Below are 17190 nucleotides of genomic sequence, written 5' to 3'. Positions count from 1 at the left end.
GGCCTTAGAGCCATATGGGTTGATTCGTGTGTTGCTATGAAAGACAAGTGTAAGAGTGTACTAATTGGGTTTGTAGTCACATGCTGGCTTATAACCCTGAGTATGGAGGGGCAGGCACAACGCCGACCGGGTACGAAGTTTTTGCCGTATTCAACCGTTTCGTTCGGAGCGGGTTCATCGCACTACTACGGTGACCTGGCGGGGTATCGGCAAGTGCTTCGCTCCACGTTTATTCTGCCCCGCTGGAATGCTACCCTCGGCTACACGCGGCAGTTTACGCCGAATTTTGCCGCCCGCGCTTCGTTTACCTACGCCCGAATTGTAGGCGACGACTATACGTTCACCAAACATAACCCGCAGGCATTTGCCATTCAATATGCCCGAAACCTGCATTTCCGAAACGATCTCAAAGAGTTTGCTGTAACAGGTCTCTATAATTTTGTTGCCGACGGTCGAGATTCGCGGGTGCGGGCCAAGCTAACACCGTATTTGTTTGGGGGGGTAGCCTTAGTGGCGCACAGCCCCGAAGCCCGGACGCCCGCGCCACCCAACAACGGCGATTACGAAGCGCAGAAGTGGGTGAAGCTGCAACCGCTCCATACCGAAGGACAAAGCCAACCCGGACGCGATAAACCGTATTCGCTGGTAACAATTGCGATTCCGGTTGGGATTGGTGCCCGGTATCGCATCAACGATGATTTTAACGTTGGGTTTGAAATTGGCTATCGGTATTCATTCTCCGATTACCTCGATGACGTAGGTGGCAGCCCGTATCCCGACCCGGCTACTTTACAGGGCGTGGGCGTGCTTATGTCTGACCGGCGTTTTGAACGGAATGCGGCCCGTTATAAGAATGCGACCGACCGCTACACGGTAGCTCAGGAGTTGTTTACGGCTGATCCAACGCCGTTTCAGACAACGGTTCGCGGTGCCGACGGCATACTGAGAGACGGCTATATCCTGACTAATATTTCAATTCAATATGTTATTCCGGGTAAAATTAAATGTCCACCTATTAGGTAGGCACTGATGAAAGACTGCCTGCTTATGTACTTACAACATGTTTATAAAGCCTGGCTTTTGGTGGCCGGGCTTTTTATCAGCCTTGGCACGGAGGCACAAAAAATAGAAGTAGGGGGCGGAGTGGGCGGTATGCTCTATAAGGGCGACGTCTCAGCGTTCCTGAATCCGCGTTCGTATAGCCCGGCGGCCAATCTGTTTTTTCGGTACAATGCAACCCGCTCGGTGTCGTTTCGGGCGGGCTTAGCTGCTGGCTGGATTCAGGGCGAAGATCGTTTCAGCCGCGACCCGTTTCAACAGGCCCGCGATTTTTCGTTTCGGAGTACCCTGAGCGAAGCTACGGTTGATGTAGAATACAATTTTCGCAGTTATAAACTAACCCCCAAAGCTAAAAATTGGTCGCCTTATGTGTTCGGTGGAATAGGGCTATGTAGCTTTCGCAACGCCACCATTCGGGCGCGGGGCATGGTCAATTTTCCGCTTGGCGTGGGTATTAAGTACGAAATCAAACGCCCGTGGAGCGTAGGCGTGGAATTTGGCACCCGTTTTACCAATAACGATTATCTGGATGGTCTCGGCGACCGCACCTTCGGCGTCACAACCAGTAAACTCGGTCAGGGTAACCCGGCCCTGCGCGATAGCTATACCTACACGGCCATTACCGTCAGCTATACGTTTTATAAAATCGTGTGTCCGTGAAGTGGTGTTCGTTCCGTAATTTTACCCGCTCAATTCAGAACGAGTGAAACGTTACGTAACTTTATTCATGCGGGCAGTGGGTATTCTGGGGGCTATTCTGGTCGGTGGCTTAAACGCGGCATCATCGCAGGTGGTTATCACCAACTCCGACGAGCCTACACTCTATGCTTACTGTCAGCAGTTTCAGACGCTGTACACGCAAATCCGCCAGCAGCATATTACGCCCGACTCGGCCCGGATGCAGTTCAGCGGTATTATGCGCGGTCTGCAACAAGGTTTTCGTAACAACGGACCGTATCGCATAGATTCGCTCGAACGCGACAGTCTGCGCCGAACGGGTCGGTATTTTGCGTTTCCACTGCGGGGCTATACGGCCACGGCCATCGGCGGTACGCACGGCGAAGGCTACCGGGGTATCGGTTTCGATCTGTTCGATTATAAAGTACGCGGTAGCCACCCAGCCCAGGACATCTTTATCGTTGACCGCAATCAGGATAATTTAGATGACCGCAACGGCCAGCCGGTCGATATTCTGGCAATGACCGGCGGTATTGTTTTAGCCATTGAAACCGGCTGGCAACCCGGCTCCGAGTACCGGGGCGGCAACTGGATTTGGGTTTACGACCCCGTTATGCACGGCCTGTTTTATTACGCCCACAATAACCGGATTTATGTATCGCCGGGGCAATGGGTACAGGCCGGGCAAAAACTCGCCGAAATAGGGCGCACGGGCTTCAACGCCTACAAAAGCCGCTCACCAACGCACCTGCATCTGATGTATCTGCAAATTCAGCCCGATGGCCTGCCCAAGCCAATGAACCCTTACCAGTGGCTACTGACGGCGAAATTAACGAAGTGAACTCATGCTTCGCGTACCAGATTCACGCCTGTCACTAAAAAGATCATACCCACGATAAACGGCGCGGCAGATTCGGCTTTGTTCACGCTCAGACCCATTACGGGCTTACCGTCGGAGAGGAACGCGATCAGGGCAAATAAAACGACAATGATGCCGAGAATGGTTAGTGATGCGCCAAAGAACCGGCGAAAGTTGGTATTGTTTTCCATGTGTATTTTATAGTGATGAGTGATGAACGATGAGTGATGAGTAGGCTGACGCAAACACTCATCGTTCATCACTCATCGTTTTAACAAATAAGCCCCGTTTATGGCCCTCTTCGAGCAGGAACGGATAGGCAGATTCCATTGTGTTTGATACGAGTCCGTCCAGGATGGCTTCGCGCACCATTGTCTTTAACTCACCAACTTCTTTCGAGGGCGGCAGGCCAAAGGTCTCCATAATCAGCTCGCCTGTAATAACCGGCTGAAAATTACGCAGTTGGTCGCGTGTTTCGAGGTCGTGCAGTTTACGCTCTACTTTGTCAAAATTACGCAGGTGTTTCTGCACTTTCTCGTAATTCTTCGAGGTAATATCGGCCCGGCATAGGGCCATCAGCCCGTCGAGGTCGTTGCCTGCATCGACCAGCAACCGGCGCAGGGCCGAGTCGGTAATCGTTTCTTTGGTGAGAGCAATGGGCCGCAGGTGTAGCCGCACGAGTTTCTGCACAAAGCGCATGTTTTCATGCATAGGCAGCTTCTGGGTGCGAAAAATGCCCGGCACCCAACGTGCGCCCAGGTCTTCGTGGCCGTGGAAGGTCCAGCCAACGCGGGCATCGAAACGTTTGGTGGCAGGCTTGGCAATGTCGTGCAGCAGGGCCGACCAGCGTAGCCATAGCTCGTAGTTTTCCGGCTCAGCAGGCAACTCGCCTTTCTGGTTGCGGTGTGCTACGTTGTCTAAGACCTGCAACGTATGATAAAAGTTATCCTTGTGGCCTTTGCCTTCTATCGTCTCTACGCCCTTCAGCGCAACTAATTCCGGGAAAATGCGTTCCAGCAAACCCGCGTGATAGAGTAACTTAAATCCATACGAAGGCGTTGGCGACAGAATAATCTTATTTAGCTCGTCGGTGATGCGTTCGCGCGAAACGATACCAATGCGGTCATTCATGCGCACGATGGCATCGAACGTATCCGGCTCAATGTCGAAGTTCAACTGCGACGCAAACCGAATGGCCCGCATCATCCGCAGCGGGTCATCAGAAAACGTAATGTCGGGGCCAAGCGGGGTGCGAATAATCTTGCGTTTCAGGTCTTTCAGGCCGTCGAACGGGTCGAGCAATTCACCGAAGGTTTTTTTGCTGAGCGAAATGCCCATCGCATTGATGGTGAAATCGCGCCGGTTCTGATCGTCTTCTCGCGTACCGTCTTCTACAATCGGCTTGCGAGAATCGCTGCGGTACGATTCTTTGCGGGCACCTACAAACTCGACTTCCCAGGTTCCGGCCCGCAGCATGGCCGTGCCAAAATTTTCAAATACGGCCACGTTGGTAGTCAAGGCACGGCCTACGGCGTTGGCAAGCGCAATGCCGCTGCCAATGCACACTACGTCAATGTCTTTTGAAGGCCGATTCAGCACCAAATCGCGCACAAAGCCACCAATCACGTAGGCATCGACGCCCAGCACATCGGCCTCACGGGCAATGGTGTCAAAAATCGAATGTGTATGTAAGATTTCGCTAAAATTCATTTTCTGATAAACCCAACTTCGCCATTTACGCCCAGCCGCATAATGCGCATCCGCTTAGGCATAGGAGGCAGCATACCGAAACGTTCGCTGATGGCATCGGCAGCAACCTGTGGTAATAACAATGATTCGAGCGGAATGGTCAATAATCCGCGACCAAAACTGCCAATCAGCCGCTGCACGTCGGTGTTGAGCGACCGCCGGACAGCTACCGTTATGTGCTCATCGAGCAGTTTTACCGACAGGTTTTTACCCTGATCGTAAACTACGGTAAGCGGATTTTCGGCAAACTCAACCAGGTCGTAAGCTACGTCGGGCAGTTTGGCAACGTACATGCCCAACTGATCGGTGTTCTGAATCAAGACCGTAGGTTGCTGACCGGGGGGCAACAGTGAACGCAGCAACAGCAGCCGCTCAACAGCCGTATCGCTGACCGGATCGGCGGCTACCGACCAGCCAGTTTCGTCGGCCAGCGCAATGAGCTGCCCCTGCCGAAGCTGGTGCGCAATGTCACGAATGGGAGTCATACTAAACGAAACCGCAAAGATACGTCTGAACCGGGATTAGCCAAGATTGGCAGGATTAAACAGGATTTTACGCTGCGCTTATTTACAGAATCGAATGAGCAAAGCGTAGCATCTTGTTTAATCCTGTCAATCCTGGCTAATCCTGGTTCAGATGGTTCACGAATACAGTTTCTTAATCACTTCCTGTTGGGTGCGTACAAAATGCTGGCGTTCGGCTGTTTGCCCCAGCAGTGTATCGGGCGGGTAGATACTCGTGCTGGCGTAGCTCTGGGCGTAGAGTTCGGTGCGTTGGCGGGCCAGCAGGTTGCCTATTGCCGGGCGTTGCCGAAACTCGCGCAGGGCGGCCAGATCGATGTCGGCATTGGCAACCATGCTCTCGCCATAACCAGCTTCGGCCAGCACAATGCCCTTTGGATCAATGATTTTCGACCCGGCATCGGTTGAGCCAAACGGAATCGGGCTACCGGCCATGCCCGCCGAATTTGCCGATACCACATAACCCATGTTTTCAATGGCCCGCGCCAGTTTGGCCACGTTTTTCTGCGTTAGCAGCGGGCTACCCGTCTCCGACGTTGAATGCAGCAGCACTTCGGCCCCGCGCATCGACAGGCACCGGGCTACTTCGGGGTATAGAATCTCTTCCGACGCTATGCAGGCCAGATTACCGATATTGGTTTTTGCCACCGGAAACAGCGAATCGTAGCCGTAAGCGTCGAGATACAGCTCCCAAACGTCGTGGGGTGTGGGCGCAAACATCGAGTTCAGCCGCCGGTAGCGCAGCAGCACATCGCCGTTGGGGCCGATGATAAAGCTGGTCTGAAAGTACAATTCAGGGAAAAACGGGTCCTGTTCGTAGACATTTCCTGAAAAGTAAATCTGCTGTCGTTGCACCACCGCGCTCAAGGCTTCGTAAATACGCCCATCGATTTCGAGGGCGGCTTTTTCGCGCCATTGCTCAATGGTTTCACCCATCGGGAAGCCGGTCAGGAAATACTCCGGCACAACCACCAGCAGGGTGTCGCGCCCGATGAAGTTGATGGAGGCCGCAATCTGTTTTTCGATTCGTTCAATAGTTTGCAACATCAGCGTTTCGGCTTCGTCGCGGGTTTCACAATGATTAACGGTTTGACAAGTTAGCTGGAGGGCAAGAGCTTTGTAAGACATATGGTAGGGGTGAAGTGGGGTCGGAATCAACGCAAAATAACAGATTTCGGCTAAACTGGGACTATCTACACGCAGTTGTGGTTGATGGATAAGTACCGGCCAGTAACTTTACCGGCCAAACAAACCACAACGAACAGACTATAGCATGAAGGTTGATGTTTTAGCCATTGCGGCCCACCCCGACGATATTGAAATGACCTGCGCCGGTACGGTGCTTTCACTTGTGAATCAGGGCCGTACCGTTGCAGGTGTGGATCTGACACGGGGCGAACTGGGTACACGCGGAACCCCCGAAATACGGCTACAGGAGGCTGCCGAGGGAGCAAGGCTGATGCAGTTGGCAGCCCGCGAAAATATGGGTTTCCGCGACGGGTTTTTCCGTAACGACGAAGAACACCAGATGGCTCTGATTCCTATTATTCGCCAATATCGTCCGCAGATCGTGCTGACCAACGCCCCCGACGACCGCCATCCCGACCACGGGCGGGCCGCTCAGTTGGTCGTTGAAGCGTGTTTTTATGCTGGCCTGCGCATGATTGAGACAGTGGGCAAAGATGGTCAGCCGCAGGAAGCACACCGGCCAGCCTACATCTACCATTTTATTCAGGATCGTTCGCTGCAACCCGATTTTGTGGTCGACGTGTCGCCGTACTGGGCTGGCAAATTAGCGGCTATCAAAGCCTATCAAAGCCAGTTTTTTAACCCAAACAGTACCGAACCGGCGAGTTATATTTCGGGCGAACCGTTTATGAAGTTTCTGGAGGCCCGCACCCGCGAACACGGCCACCGCATTGGCGTTGAGTTTGGCGAAGGCTTCATCACTAAGCGGATGCTGGGTGTGAAAGACTTGTTTCAGTTGATTTGACATCCTCCCCGGCCTAAAGGCACGGGGTTTCTCGCTCTTTTATCATGAACGAAACACTAACCTGCTATTTGATTGATGATGAGGGGGCTGCTCACCACATCATGACAAAGTACATTGAGCGGGTGCCTTATCTGCGGCTGCTCGGCAAAAGCACCGATCCGTTCGATGGGCTGGACAAGGTGCAGGAGCTCAAACCAGACGTGCTGTTTCTGGACGTGGAGATGCCGTATTTGTCAGGCGTCGAATTTTTGCGTTCGCTGCCCCTGCCGCACCCGGCTGTTATTATGGTGACGGCCTCGCCTGAGTTTGCCGCCGAAACCTATAATTTCGACGCCGTAACACATTACCTGCTCAAGCCTGCCGGTTTCGACAAATTTCTGGAAGCCATCAACCGCGTGGCGAAGCGGCTGAATTTTGTTGCTGACCCGAATGCGCCCGTGCTGACGCGCCCGGCTACCCGCCCGCAATCCGACGAACTTGCCGACCCACGCGAGCGGGTGCCGTATTTCCTGATTAAAGCCGATAAGAAATTAGTACGGGTAGCGCCCGACGATATTGTGTTCGCCGAGGGTATGAAAGACTACGTTCGGCTGCAACTAAACGATCAACTCCTGATTACGCACATGACCATGAGCCGATTGGAGGAGATGTTGCCCCCCTCCAAATTTTTGCGCGTACATCGGTCGTTCATTGTGCGTCGGCAGGCTATTAAAGAAATAGACGGTAATCTGATTAAAACCATCGACGGGCAGAAACGCGTACAAATTGGCGTTACCTACCGCGATGCCGTGATGGAAGAACTGAGGAAGAACCTGTTATGAAACCTGTTGCCGAACAGCCATCACAATCAGGTCTTGTACGTTCAGGTTGATGAGGTCTATGAGACTGATGCCGTACAGGGCCGAAACCTGCTGCAACACCGTCAGCGATAGTTCGGTGCGGCCTGTTTCTTTTTTGCTGTAAGCGGCCTGGCTAACGCCCAACTGAAACGCAACGTACTCCTGGGGGTAGCCGTGAATTTCGCGCAGCTTGCGGATTTTTAGAGCAATTGGGTTCATGACGGAAGTTGGTTTTGCGGTTGTTTGCGTGTTTGGTTGCTACAAAACAATAAGGTCAACGAATGCATTAAAACTAATTTCGACCAATACACAGTTTTTTTCGACCAGTAAACAATAGGCTTCGACTGGCACGAGATATGTAAAGTCATTCCCGTTCACACGCATCGTTTATGTTACTGTAAAAACTAACAATGGCAAACTGGTTAACCGCAAACCGTAAGAGCCTGACTACGCACATCGTGTTATGGATAGGATGTGCGCTAATCATGCGACTTATTCTCGTTGATTTTTTCTTTCACGACAACAAAAAGGTAGAGGATTGGATATCGGTGGGGCTGGTTCTGCAAACAATAGCTATCTATTATTTCTTAGGCTATTTTGTTTTTCCCCGCTACATCTACAAATATCGGTTTGGGGTAGGGCTTGCCTGGCTGTTTTTTGTCCATACCCTTATCTACGAGACGAATTATCTGCTCTTCTGGTATCTGCAACAAATTAACGATGGCCCCCGTATCGAGCGCGACTGGAAATTGTTTCTGGACGCCGGTTTGCTGGGATTTGCCAGCAACTGGCTGGGAGCTTTATGGAGTTTTATGTATAGCTTTCCGTTTGCGTTAATCATTCTGACCGTGCGGGTCGTCAATGATATTATTCGGTTACGAACCGACAATCTGAACCTGGAACTGGCTTTTTTGAAAGCGCAGGTTAATCCTCATTTTCTGTTCAATACGCTCAACAGCGTTTATGGCCGGGTTTTCGATTCCGATCAGCAGGCCGCCGATTTAGTGTTGCGGTTGTCGGAGTTGATGCGCTATAACCTCTACGAAGCAAACGTGCCCCGCATCGATTTGGAAAAAGAGCTGGCTTACATTCAGAATTACCTCAGTCTGGAACGCAATCGGCTGCTCGATGAAGATGTATTGATCGAGTACGACCAGCAGGGCGACCCGGCTCCATATACTATTGCACCTTTGTTGTTGATTGCCTTTGTTGAAAATGCTTTTAAACATGGCGTCAAAGGAGCCGCCGAGCCAGCCTATGTGCAGGTGCGGGCCGAAATTGGCTCGGGTGTATTACTGTTCGAGGTTGAAAACAGCCTCATAAGCAGGCAAATACCGGAGTCGCTGATTAGAAACAAAGGTAAGAAGGCTGGGGGAGTAGGACTGTCGAACGTGCGTCGGCGGCTGGATTCGCTCTACGCGGGCAGGTATGAACTGAGCCTTACGCCCGATTCTGATTCATATACGGCCCGGTTGCAGATTGAGCTTCAGTGATTTTTCATTGGCGCATTGGTCGAAGAAACAGTGTCATTAGTCGAAAAGCAGGGGTGAATACGTCTAAAGTTGTTGATTATGCTGAAATCGGGAATTTATCTTTGACCTGTCGATACCGACAAAGGCTCTAAAACAATACTAAAACCATATCAAAACTTTCGTCATGAAAACGCTGACTACTGCCAACGCCACCCGCTTAACACTGAAAAAAGAACGGCTCGTTTGTTTGACAACAGCTAACGCTGGCCTGAAGAATACCGGAAAGACCTGGACCATCGCCACAATAGTATAACAACCTTGCAAGCTTATCTCACCCTTAATTATTCGAGGGCGAGCCGGAGTCAGCTTGCCCACTATCTACAACGCATCGGCTGGCTGGGCGTCGGTCAGGCCGGTGCGTTTACCGATGACATGCTTGCCTGTCTGCAATCGGCTGACTGTGAACTGGTTTTCTTACGCTTGCCCGACCCCGATACGAGCGTACCCGACGATTTTCTGGATGCATTGCGTCGGCACCCGGTAGTGATTGCAACGTCGCCTTATCCGCAGCACCTTTTTGACTACCTGGATCTGAACCCCTTCGATTTCCTGACAGAACCTTATTCATTCGACCGCTTCGCGCAAACAATGGAGCGATATATAGCCAAAAAAGGATGACCAGGTTCTAATCTGATGTAACTTTATGGCTACAAAGAGAATTATATATGTTGGTTATTGAACAAGTAGTGCATTGGTATGCATCAATAATAATTTAGTAAAAAATAAATGCTTAATATTCGCTATTAATCAGGTACACAGTTAGTTTAGGGAGATGATAGCAATTGGCTTTATCTTTCTATGATCCATCCTGCCAACTTTTTCGTACTACGACAGCCTGTTTTTTCCCTACAGCACATTTACCGTTTCTACGAACGTCTGCTCACCGAGCCGCTCGACGGCCTGCTGCGCCAGCACTACCAGAACGCTGCCGCACAACGGGCTATATTAGCTGCTTCGCCTGCCCTCTACGAACGCTTGCAGCGGTGGCTATTGGGCGAAACGCTGCCCGAACACGATAAACTGCTTACCACGCTGCATAAATATTTCGTGCGGATGTGCAGCCGCCCAACGCCCTATGGCCTGTTTGCCGGCTGTGCCGTTGGCGCTTATGGGCCACAAACACAACTGCAAACAGGCGGAATAGCAGCCCTTCACACGCACCAGCGTTTGGATATCGACAACCTGCTTGCGATTCGCACATGGCTCACGCAACAGCAGGCCATACGCAACCAACTCCAACTGGTTCCCAATTCGTCGGTATATCCGGTCGGTTCTTCGTTACGCTATGTTGAACAACAGGACAATGACGGGCAACGGCATTATTTCATCAGCGCGGTCGAAGAAAACCCGTACCTGATGGCGGTGCTGGAAGCAGCCCGTAACGGAGCTACTATTCAGGAGCTAATCGAACGGCTGACCGAACTGGATGCGCAGCCCGATGAAGCTGCTGCTTTTATAGAGCAACTGATAGAGGGTCAACTGCTCGTTTTTACGATTGAGCCTGCCGTAACCGGCCTGTACGCGCTCGATGGATTGATAGCACGGCTCGAAGCCCTGCCAACTGCCCAAACCGTTGCAGGTGAGCTTTGCCAACTGCGAACCATACTCCAGGATACCGACTTCGAGCGGGTGTATCACGATGTCCGGCAATGGCTTACCGACCGCCAGATTACTCCTCAAACTACCGACGTTTTACAGGTCGATGCGTTTTTCAATGGGACAAAGTTGCGGCTGAGCGAGCGGATGATGCAGCAGCTAAACCGTAATCTGGAGAAACTATTAGTGCTGAATCAGCCCCATCGATGCCCTGATCTGGACGAGTTCAAGCACCGATTCTATAACCGCTACGAAGACGAGGAAGTCCCGCTGGCACTGGCCCTCGACAGCGAGTTTGGCGTTGGTTATGGCTCCGGTTCAACGTTGGGCGTTGGCTACGCGCCCTTAATCGATGACTTAACCTTTAGCAGCGAACAGGTCACTCAAACAACTACCTGGGACTGGTGGCAAACGTTTGTGATGGATAAATATGCCAACGCCCTCAGAACCCAGCAGCGCGAAGTGCTACTGTCTGAAGACGACCTGAATTACATCGGCTCACAACAGCGAACGTCGGCTCCGTTGCCCTACAGTTTTTACGTATTTGGCACCCTGCTGGCAGCTTCGGAGAAAGCCATCGACAACGGCGACTTTCGGTTCAATCTACTGGCCTATCGCGGACCGTCGGGCCTGAGCCTGCTCAGTCGGTTCTGCGAAGGCGAACCCCAGCTTGAGCAGCATTTGCGGGCTTCGGTGGCGAAGAAGGAGCTTTTTCACGCCGATGTTATTTTTGCCGAGATTGTTCATCTGCCCGAAGATCGGGTGGGTAATATTCTGTCCCGTCCTGCACTGCATCGGTACGAAATTCCGTATCTGGGCCAATCGTCAGTATCGCCCGATTACCAGATTTCTCTGGCTGACCTGATGGTGTCGATTCGGAACAATACGCTGATTCTGCGCTCCAAACGGCTGAACCGGCGCGTTATTCCAAGACTGACCAATGCCCACAATTTTACGCATGGCCTGCCAATTTACAGGTTTCTATGCGACCTCCAATCGCAGGATGCTCACCTGAACGTAGCCTGGAATTGGGGTGTGTTGCGAACGCAAACGTATTTGCCCCGTGTGCGGTATCACAACATTATTCTGAGCCGGGCTACCTGGCAACTCAAATGTCGGGACCTTACGCCCGAAAATCCGCTTCGGCTGGTAGCACAATTGACCGCAGCCGGTTTGCCCGATCAATTTTTACTGACTCAGGGCGACAATGAACTTTGCATTTCCATGCACGTACCGGCTTCGCTCGCCCTGCTGGCGGGCGAAATCAAAAAGCATGATGAGATTCGTTTAACCGAGTTTTTAGCTTCACCCGACAACTGCCCCCTGTCGCACCAGCGCGAACGGTTTACGCATGAATTGATTCTTCCCTTTTATAACACACAGGCCAAACCACTGCCCGGCCTGAGTCAAATCAGCGGTCAGTTGCCACAGCGTAAGTTTTCGGTTGGCAGCGAGTGGTTTTATCTGAAGATTTACACTGGCGAAAAAACGTCTGACGCGCTGCTGGTTCAGGCCATTTATCCGGTGGTGCAACAGTTGCTGAAAACGCAGATTGTGCAGGCTTTTTTCTTTGTCCGGTATAAAGATACCGACCCGCACCTGCGGCTGCGGTTCCGGGGAAACCCGCACCTTGAGTTTTATCAGTACGTTGTTCGGGCTACCGAGCGGGCCTTGCAACAATCCATTGAGGCTGGCGTGGTGTATCGGGTGCAGGTCGATACGTATCAGCGCGAACTGGAACGGTATGGCACAGAACACATAGACCGCTGTGAAACGCTGTTTCACCACGATAGTCTGTCAACGCTGGCGTTTCTTACCCAAACCGGCGACGTGTTCGATGAGAATACGCGCTTTGCCTTCGCCGTTCGCAAAATCGACGTATTGCTAACCGATGCGGGCTTGTCGGTCGATGCCTGCCTAACGATGATTACGCAGCTTAAAGAAAGCTTTTTTCAGGAATTTGGCGGGCGTTCTGAACTGCGCCAGCAACTGAATGAGAAATACCGTACCTATCGACCGCTACTGGCTCAGGCGTTGTCGGAGCAGTTTGGCGTTGATGAAGACGTACACGACTGGCGGCAACAGCAGGCTACGCTGCTCCGGCAGTTGGGCGAAGCCATAGGGCCGGGCGAAGCGTGGCAGAACATCCTCAAAAGCTTAGTACACATGCTCATAAACCGGCTTTTCCCGTCCAAGCAGCGGGCTTACGAATTGGTGCTATACCATTGTTTAGCCAAACATTACGACTCGGTTCGGGCGCGGCTGCAACCGAAGAAAAGCTAACTATACTACCGGCTAAGGCCGGTTTTTTTATGCCGTTTGGGCAGGCGAATAAGTTATGCCCACACTGATTACGATATAACGTCAGGTTGTTGAGAACCAATAAATAGCCTGCCAACTTTGACACAACAAAAACAAGCTAATTAATGATAACATAAACCGGATAAACTCATGAAAACGCGCATCAACTCCGAATTCTCATTTGAAGTATGGATTAACAATGACATCGATTCAATGGCCGATGAAATCGGTGTGTTCGATGACAATTGGATTGTGTCGGCGGGTGATCTGTTTGGGCAGATGGAACTGCCGGTTGATGAGCCTATTGCTTATTACGAAGAAGCGGCCTGAGAGGTTTATAACCTATTTGACTAAACTATAATGGTAAGTTTTTGATACATAACGAGTTAGCTCACAACTTTGCATCATCAATCAACCAACAACAAACCTCATGAAAAACCAACGCACAACCAGCAGCGAACTGCCCGCATTAGGCCAGAACGAACTGCAACAAACATCAGGTGGCTCTTTGGTAGGGCGCATTCGTCCGCTGCCGTTCCCAGTTTTTCCTAAGCCATTACCCATGCCGCTGCCGTTCCCGATTGGTGGCCCAATTGTGAACCTGCCTATTGAGTTGTATCCGCCCGTGGCGTAGTATAAGGGCCGTGTAACGTACAAAAGAAAACATACCTATATGCGATTGTAGAAGGCATATAAGTCAATTACCGGCTAGCCACACCGTAGTTGCGCCGGGAAGTGATACAAAGTAAAGATAAAGGTGGATAGGGCGGAGAACAGCAACCCCCTCGCCCCAGTAGACGAGGGGGTTCTTCTCGCTGAAACCTAAACAAAGTCGTTATAACCTAATCGAATAAACTACAACGAGAGGTTGTTGAAATAACGGAAGAAAGCACAAAACTTTGTAACGAAATAAAAACGCAAACTACTGACCATGAAAAAGATAGAAAACAATAATCGCACCCTGACCGTGCCTGGTGTTCAGGAATTAGACGGTACCGCCCTCAACCGTATTACGGGAGGTTATTATCAATGCTTTACGGGCCTGTCGCTCTTTTTGCTTGGCCTCAAGCGCATACCGGCTGGCGAAGACAGATTCTTCAGCATTCCGCCCGACAAGCAGTGATTAACCACTCCTCCGAACGGGGCGTATAGCCGGAGTCACTGAGGAGACTTTGTCACCTGTAAGAAAGCGAAACCATGAAAAAGCTAATTCGATTGAGTTGTCTCGCTGGACTGGTATTACTGGCGAGTGCCTGCGAACGTGAGGAAACAACCGTTCAGCCTGCCCGCTCTGTGCAAAAGGAAGTCTCGGCTACAACGCCCCAGACTCGACCAACGGAAAGCGATTCCATCCATCTGGAAATAAGCCCGACTCTACCAATCCGGGTTCGCAAAACTAATCTGCGAGTAGGTAAGGTACTCGGTTAAGCGTCAGAAGCGTATTGTCTAATTACTATAAAAGAACCTACAACCATGAATACTGAACAACAAGAGCTAAGTCAGGAAGAAATGCAAACTGTAGCGGGCGGAGGCATTGTGGACGCTATTGTCGATGCCATCATCGATGCCGTAAGCGACCTGCTTCGCTACAAAGGCCCTCAGGCCTGACAGGGTCGCAACTATATGCGGCTGTTTTAAAGAGCATCTGTACAGACGGGCAACGTGTTTGCCAGGTTCTAAACTCGACCAGGCGGGCATCTACTGTAATGCCGATAACTGAAGTTTAGCAACCCCGATTAAGCACAGCGCAACGCCTGATGATGATAGCAGCAAAATCGTCCATTCCGGATAGTGACGAGGTGCTGCGTGTTACAAAGTGTTTACTTAAATTTTAAACCTTAAAACAAACAAAACAATGGCAACTTTCAACTTTGATCAGGCTGAAGTAGTAGAACTGAACGCAAACGAACTGGAGCAAGTACAAGGTGGCAACCCGTTCCTGCTGGGCGTTATTGTAGGTCTGCTTCTCTCGCAGCGATAGTTTCTGCTAAACGTTTTAGAGAAGTCGTAGTATTAGCTTTTAGTAGATGAGTACGAATCAATTTTTTCAAAAAAACAGATTAGACAAAGCAATGTTAACCGCACAATTTTCTAATGCCGACGTATTGTCGCTCGATTCTTTCTTAGTAGATAATGAGAACGCTGGCTTGGTTAGTCTGAACGGCGAAGAAATGGAAGGTACTGATGGTGGTATTTTCCCCCTCGTGATTGGCGGGGTAGTTATTACTGCTAAAGCGGCTGGTTGGATAGCTGCCGGAACCGCAGCAGCCGGTATTTTTGGAGCTGGTGTATATGTAGGATATCAACAGGCTGCGAAATAATCATCATGGAAGCAATGAACTTATCATCAGGCGATTACAAGGTGGTTGCTATAGCTGACGATGAAATGCTTGTTATCAAAGGTGGCGGCTTTCTGGTTCCCTTTTTAGCCATCGGAGCTGCTGCTGCTGCTGCTGTAGCCATCTACGAGGCAGGAAAGTACACCGGCGAAGTTATCTATCACCTCACGCACAAGAAATGAACGTGGTAGAAAAGGCTATAAAGAGTATGTTAGAACTGTCGGACAATAGATATGTAGCTTTCGTTCTCGTCTTGCTTTCGGCATACTTCATTTATAGGTTCGGTAAAAGTGTAGGTGAGTTTATTTATTACGTGACTCACTGATTGAACGTGTGGCATCTCCCGAGCACTTGCTGATCGGGAGATGCTTTTTTAATGGGTCGATCATACTACAGGCATAAGCTATTCCGGCTGGTTATAAAGTACAACGCCTTGTTATTGAGTTCGCTGCGGCATCGCCCGACCTTTGAGATAAGATTTTAAGCCTTATCTAAACGTCAGAGAAACGATGCAAACCGAACTCCATCCGCCCGCCGTCATTGACCACACGACGGAGGCTTACCTGCCCCAGGTCACGGTGAGGGGGCAACTCATCTACAGCACAGTAGCCCTGGCTATCGTGGCCGCGCTGCTCTCACTGCCTTTCATTTATACTGAGGTGTCGGTGCAAAGTACCGGCATCATCCGCCCGGTGGCCGAGCGCAACGAAATCCGCCCGCTGGTGGCCGGTACGGTAGCTCAGGTTCTTGTTCGCGACAATCAGCCCGTTCGGCGGGGGCAACCCATGATTCGGCTGCAGACCGCCGTTCTCGAAACCCGGCTCCGGCTCAACCGGTCGCAGCAGGCCGAAAAACTCCTCAACATCCGCGACCTCGAACGGCTCGTCAGGGCCGACCGGCAGGCTCTGCTTAACGTCGCGAATCTGCAATCGCCCCTGATTCGGCAGCAGTACGAGCAGTTTCGGTTTATGCTCACCGAAAACACGCAGGCCCAGGCCAAACGCAAACGTGAGTTGGACGTAACGCAGCAACTGTATCAGGATCAGGTACTTGCCAAGCAGGAATTTGAAGACAAAGAATATGCCTATCAGAGCGTAGTGGCGCAGTATGCCTCGCAGATTGAACGGCAGGTGAGCGACTGGCAGGCCAACCTGACTCAGCAACAATTAGCCCTCGACGAACTGCGGGCGCAGGAGCGGCAGATTCTCAATGAGCAGACGCTGCATACCATCAAAGCACCCGTCAACGGCACCGTGAGCCAACTGGCGGGGCGGTATCCGGGGAGTTACGTGCAGCCGGGCGAAGTGCTGGGCGTTATTTCGCCCGATTCCAGCATGCTGGTCGAATGTTACGTATCGCCCAAAGACATTGGTCTGCTACGCCCCGGCATGACCGCCCGGATTCAGGTCGATGCGTTCGACTACAATCAGTGGGGGCTGGCCCACGCCAAAATCACCGACGTATCGAACGACATCGTGGTGATGAATAACCAGCCGGTTTTCAAAGTGAAATGCCGCCTGGAGCGCGATTTCCTGACGCTTAAAAATGGCTACAAAGGCAACCTGAAAAAGGGTATGACGCTGCGGGCCAACTTCGTCGTGACCGAACGCAGCCTGTTCGACCTGCTCTACGACAAAGCCGACGACTGGCTCAACCCGAAAAATACGCCGGTCGTAGCCCAGAAGTTATAAACTACCCAACTCCATACAATCGCCCTATTATCA

At 51.3% G+C, this 17190-nt stretch carries 23 protein-coding genes; 18 read left to right on the top strand and 5 right to left on the bottom strand.

Features of this window, described 5'->3' with window-relative positions; all coding sequences use genetic code 11:
• Positions 1-102 precede the first annotated feature (102 nt).
• The 3 genes from AWR27_RS13145 to AWR27_RS13135 all read left to right on the top strand — a co-directional run bounded on the left by AWR27_RS13145 (position 103) and on the right by AWR27_RS13135 (position 2578).
• A complete protein-coding gene (locus AWR27_RS13145) occupies positions 103-1023 on the top strand; it encodes a DUF6089 family protein (protein ID WP_157579204.1) in 921 nt (306 codons plus the stop codon).
• Between the two features lie 24 nt (positions 1024-1047).
• The gene (porG, locus tag AWR27_RS13140; protein ID WP_198044994.1) at positions 1048-1719 is read left to right on the top strand and encodes a type IX secretion system protein PorG; all 672 of its coding nucleotides are present in this window, start codon (positions 1048-1050) and stop codon (positions 1717-1719) included.
• Between the two features lie 67 nt (positions 1720-1786).
• Positions 1787-2578 carry a M23 family metallopeptidase gene (locus AWR27_RS13135; protein WP_198045148.1) on the top strand — a complete coding sequence of 264 codons (792 nt, stop codon included), beginning with the start codon at positions 1787-1789 and terminating at the stop codon, positions 2576-2578.
• A 2-nt stretch (positions 2579-2580) separates the two neighbouring features.
• Here the strand turns inward: AWR27_RS13135 and AWR27_RS13130 are convergent, their stop codons facing one another.
• From AWR27_RS13130 to AWR27_RS13115, 4 genes are all read right to left on the bottom strand, one after another.
• On the bottom strand, positions 2581-2787 hold the full coding sequence (locus AWR27_RS13130; RefSeq protein WP_077131583.1) for a hypothetical protein: 207 nt from the start codon (positions 2785-2787) through the stop codon (positions 2581-2583).
• Positions 2788-2845: 58 nt separating this feature from the next.
• The gene (locus AWR27_RS13125) at positions 2846-4306 is read right to left on the bottom strand and encodes a CCA tRNA nucleotidyltransferase (protein WP_077131582.1); all 1461 of its coding nucleotides are present in this window, start codon (positions 4304-4306) and stop codon (positions 2846-2848) included.
• A complete protein-coding gene (locus AWR27_RS13120) occupies positions 4303-4830 on the bottom strand; it encodes an L-threonylcarbamoyladenylate synthase (protein WP_077131581.1) in 528 nt (175 codons plus the stop codon). Before AWR27_RS13120 ends, AWR27_RS13125 begins: the two co-directional genes overlap by 4 nt.
• 156 nt (positions 4831-4986) lie before the next feature.
• The gene (locus AWR27_RS13115; RefSeq protein ID WP_077131580.1) at positions 4987-5994 is read right to left on the bottom strand and encodes a nitrilase-related carbon-nitrogen hydrolase; all 1008 of its coding nucleotides are present in this window, start codon (positions 5992-5994) and stop codon (positions 4987-4989) included.
• A gap of 145 nt (positions 5995-6139) precedes the next feature.
• On the opposite strand from AWR27_RS13115, the gene bshB1 reads away from it, so the two are divergent.
• Both bshB1 and AWR27_RS13105 read left to right on the top strand, forming a co-directional pair.
• Positions 6140-6859: a bacillithiol biosynthesis deacetylase BshB1 gene (bshB1, locus tag AWR27_RS13110; protein ID WP_077131579.1), complete on the top strand. Its 720-nt coding sequence runs from the start codon at positions 6140-6142 to the stop codon at positions 6857-6859.
• Positions 6860-6903: 44 nt separating this feature from the next.
• Positions 6904-7680 carry a LytR/AlgR family response regulator transcription factor gene (locus AWR27_RS13105; RefSeq protein WP_077131578.1) on the top strand — a complete coding sequence of 259 codons (777 nt, stop codon included), beginning with the start codon at positions 6904-6906 and terminating at the stop codon, positions 7678-7680.
• Here AWR27_RS13105 and AWR27_RS13100 read toward each other — a convergent pair.
• The gene (locus AWR27_RS13100) at positions 7675-7917 is read right to left on the bottom strand and encodes a helix-turn-helix domain-containing protein (RefSeq protein ID WP_077131577.1); all 243 of its coding nucleotides are present in this window, start codon (positions 7915-7917) and stop codon (positions 7675-7677) included. The two genes, AWR27_RS13105 and AWR27_RS13100, sit on opposite strands and share 6 nt — an antisense overlap.
• A 266-nt stretch (positions 7918-8183) precedes the next feature.
• Between AWR27_RS13100 and AWR27_RS13095 the strand changes: the two genes are divergently transcribed.
• The 13 genes from AWR27_RS13095 (at position 8184) to AWR27_RS13055 (ending at position 17157) form a co-directional block, all read left to right on the top strand.
• Positions 8184-9191 carry a sensor histidine kinase gene (locus AWR27_RS13095; RefSeq protein WP_077131576.1) on the top strand — a complete coding sequence of 336 codons (1008 nt, stop codon included), beginning with the start codon at positions 8184-8186 and terminating at the stop codon, positions 9189-9191.
• Between the two features lie 163 nt (positions 9192-9354).
• A complete protein-coding gene (locus AWR27_RS25985) occupies positions 9355-9483 on the top strand; it encodes a hypothetical protein (RefSeq protein ID WP_257788515.1) in 129 nt (42 codons plus the stop codon).
• Positions 9484-9488: 5 nt separating this feature from the next.
• Positions 9489-9848 carry a response regulator gene (locus tag AWR27_RS13090; protein WP_077131575.1) on the top strand — a complete coding sequence of 120 codons (360 nt, stop codon included), beginning with the start codon at positions 9489-9491 and terminating at the stop codon, positions 9846-9848.
• A 180-nt stretch (positions 9849-10028) separates the two neighbouring features.
• A complete protein-coding gene (locus AWR27_RS13085; protein WP_077131574.1) occupies positions 10029-13109 on the top strand; it encodes a lantibiotic dehydratase in 3081 nt (1026 codons plus the stop codon).
• Positions 13110-13277: 168 nt separating this feature from the next.
• Positions 13278-13457: a hypothetical protein gene (locus AWR27_RS13080; protein WP_077131573.1), complete on the top strand. Its 180-nt coding sequence runs from the start codon at positions 13278-13280 to the stop codon at positions 13455-13457.
• Positions 13458-13557: 100 nt separating this feature from the next.
• A complete protein-coding gene (locus AWR27_RS13075; protein WP_077131572.1) occupies positions 13558-13761 on the top strand; it encodes a hypothetical protein in 204 nt (67 codons plus the stop codon).
• 297 nt (positions 13762-14058) lie between these two features.
• Positions 14059-14250 carry a hypothetical protein gene (locus AWR27_RS13070; protein WP_077131571.1) on the top strand — a complete coding sequence of 64 codons (192 nt, stop codon included), beginning with the start codon at positions 14059-14061 and terminating at the stop codon, positions 14248-14250.
• A 74-nt stretch (positions 14251-14324) separates the two neighbouring features.
• Positions 14325-14555: a hypothetical protein gene (locus AWR27_RS25290; RefSeq protein ID WP_157579203.1), complete on the top strand. Its 231-nt coding sequence runs from the start codon at positions 14325-14327 to the stop codon at positions 14553-14555.
• 45 nt (positions 14556-14600) lie between these two features.
• Positions 14601-14735 carry a hypothetical protein gene (locus AWR27_RS25980; RefSeq protein ID WP_257788514.1) on the top strand — a complete coding sequence of 45 codons (135 nt, stop codon included), beginning with the start codon at positions 14601-14603 and terminating at the stop codon, positions 14733-14735.
• A gap of 247 nt (positions 14736-14982) precedes the next feature.
• Positions 14983-15108, top strand: coding sequence for a class IIb bacteriocin, lactobin A/cerein 7B family (locus AWR27_RS25975; RefSeq protein WP_157579202.1), 126 nt, complete (start codon positions 14983-14985; stop codon positions 15106-15108).
• Positions 15109-15154: 46 nt separating this feature from the next.
• On the top strand, positions 15155-15448 hold the full coding sequence (locus AWR27_RS13065) for a hypothetical protein (RefSeq protein ID WP_077131570.1): 294 nt from the start codon (positions 15155-15157) through the stop codon (positions 15446-15448).
• Positions 15449-15462: 14 nt separating this feature from the next.
• Complete coding sequence (locus AWR27_RS13060) at positions 15463-15648, top strand: hypothetical protein (RefSeq protein WP_157579201.1); 186 nt, start codon at positions 15463-15465, stop codon at positions 15646-15648.
• 327 nt (positions 15649-15975) lie between these two features.
• On the top strand, positions 15976-17157 hold the full coding sequence (locus AWR27_RS13055; protein WP_077131568.1) for an HlyD family secretion protein: 1182 nt from the start codon (positions 15976-15978) through the stop codon (positions 17155-17157).
• Positions 17158-17190: the final 33 nt, after the last annotated feature.

Source organism: Spirosoma montaniterrae, assembly GCF_001988955.1.
In the GTDB taxonomy this organism is placed as follows: Bacteria; Bacteroidota; Bacteroidia; order Cytophagales; family Spirosomataceae; genus Spirosoma; species Spirosoma montaniterrae.
The sequence above is the reverse complement of the archived record's forward strand: the minus strand, read 5'-3'. Positions and strand labels throughout refer to the sequence as shown.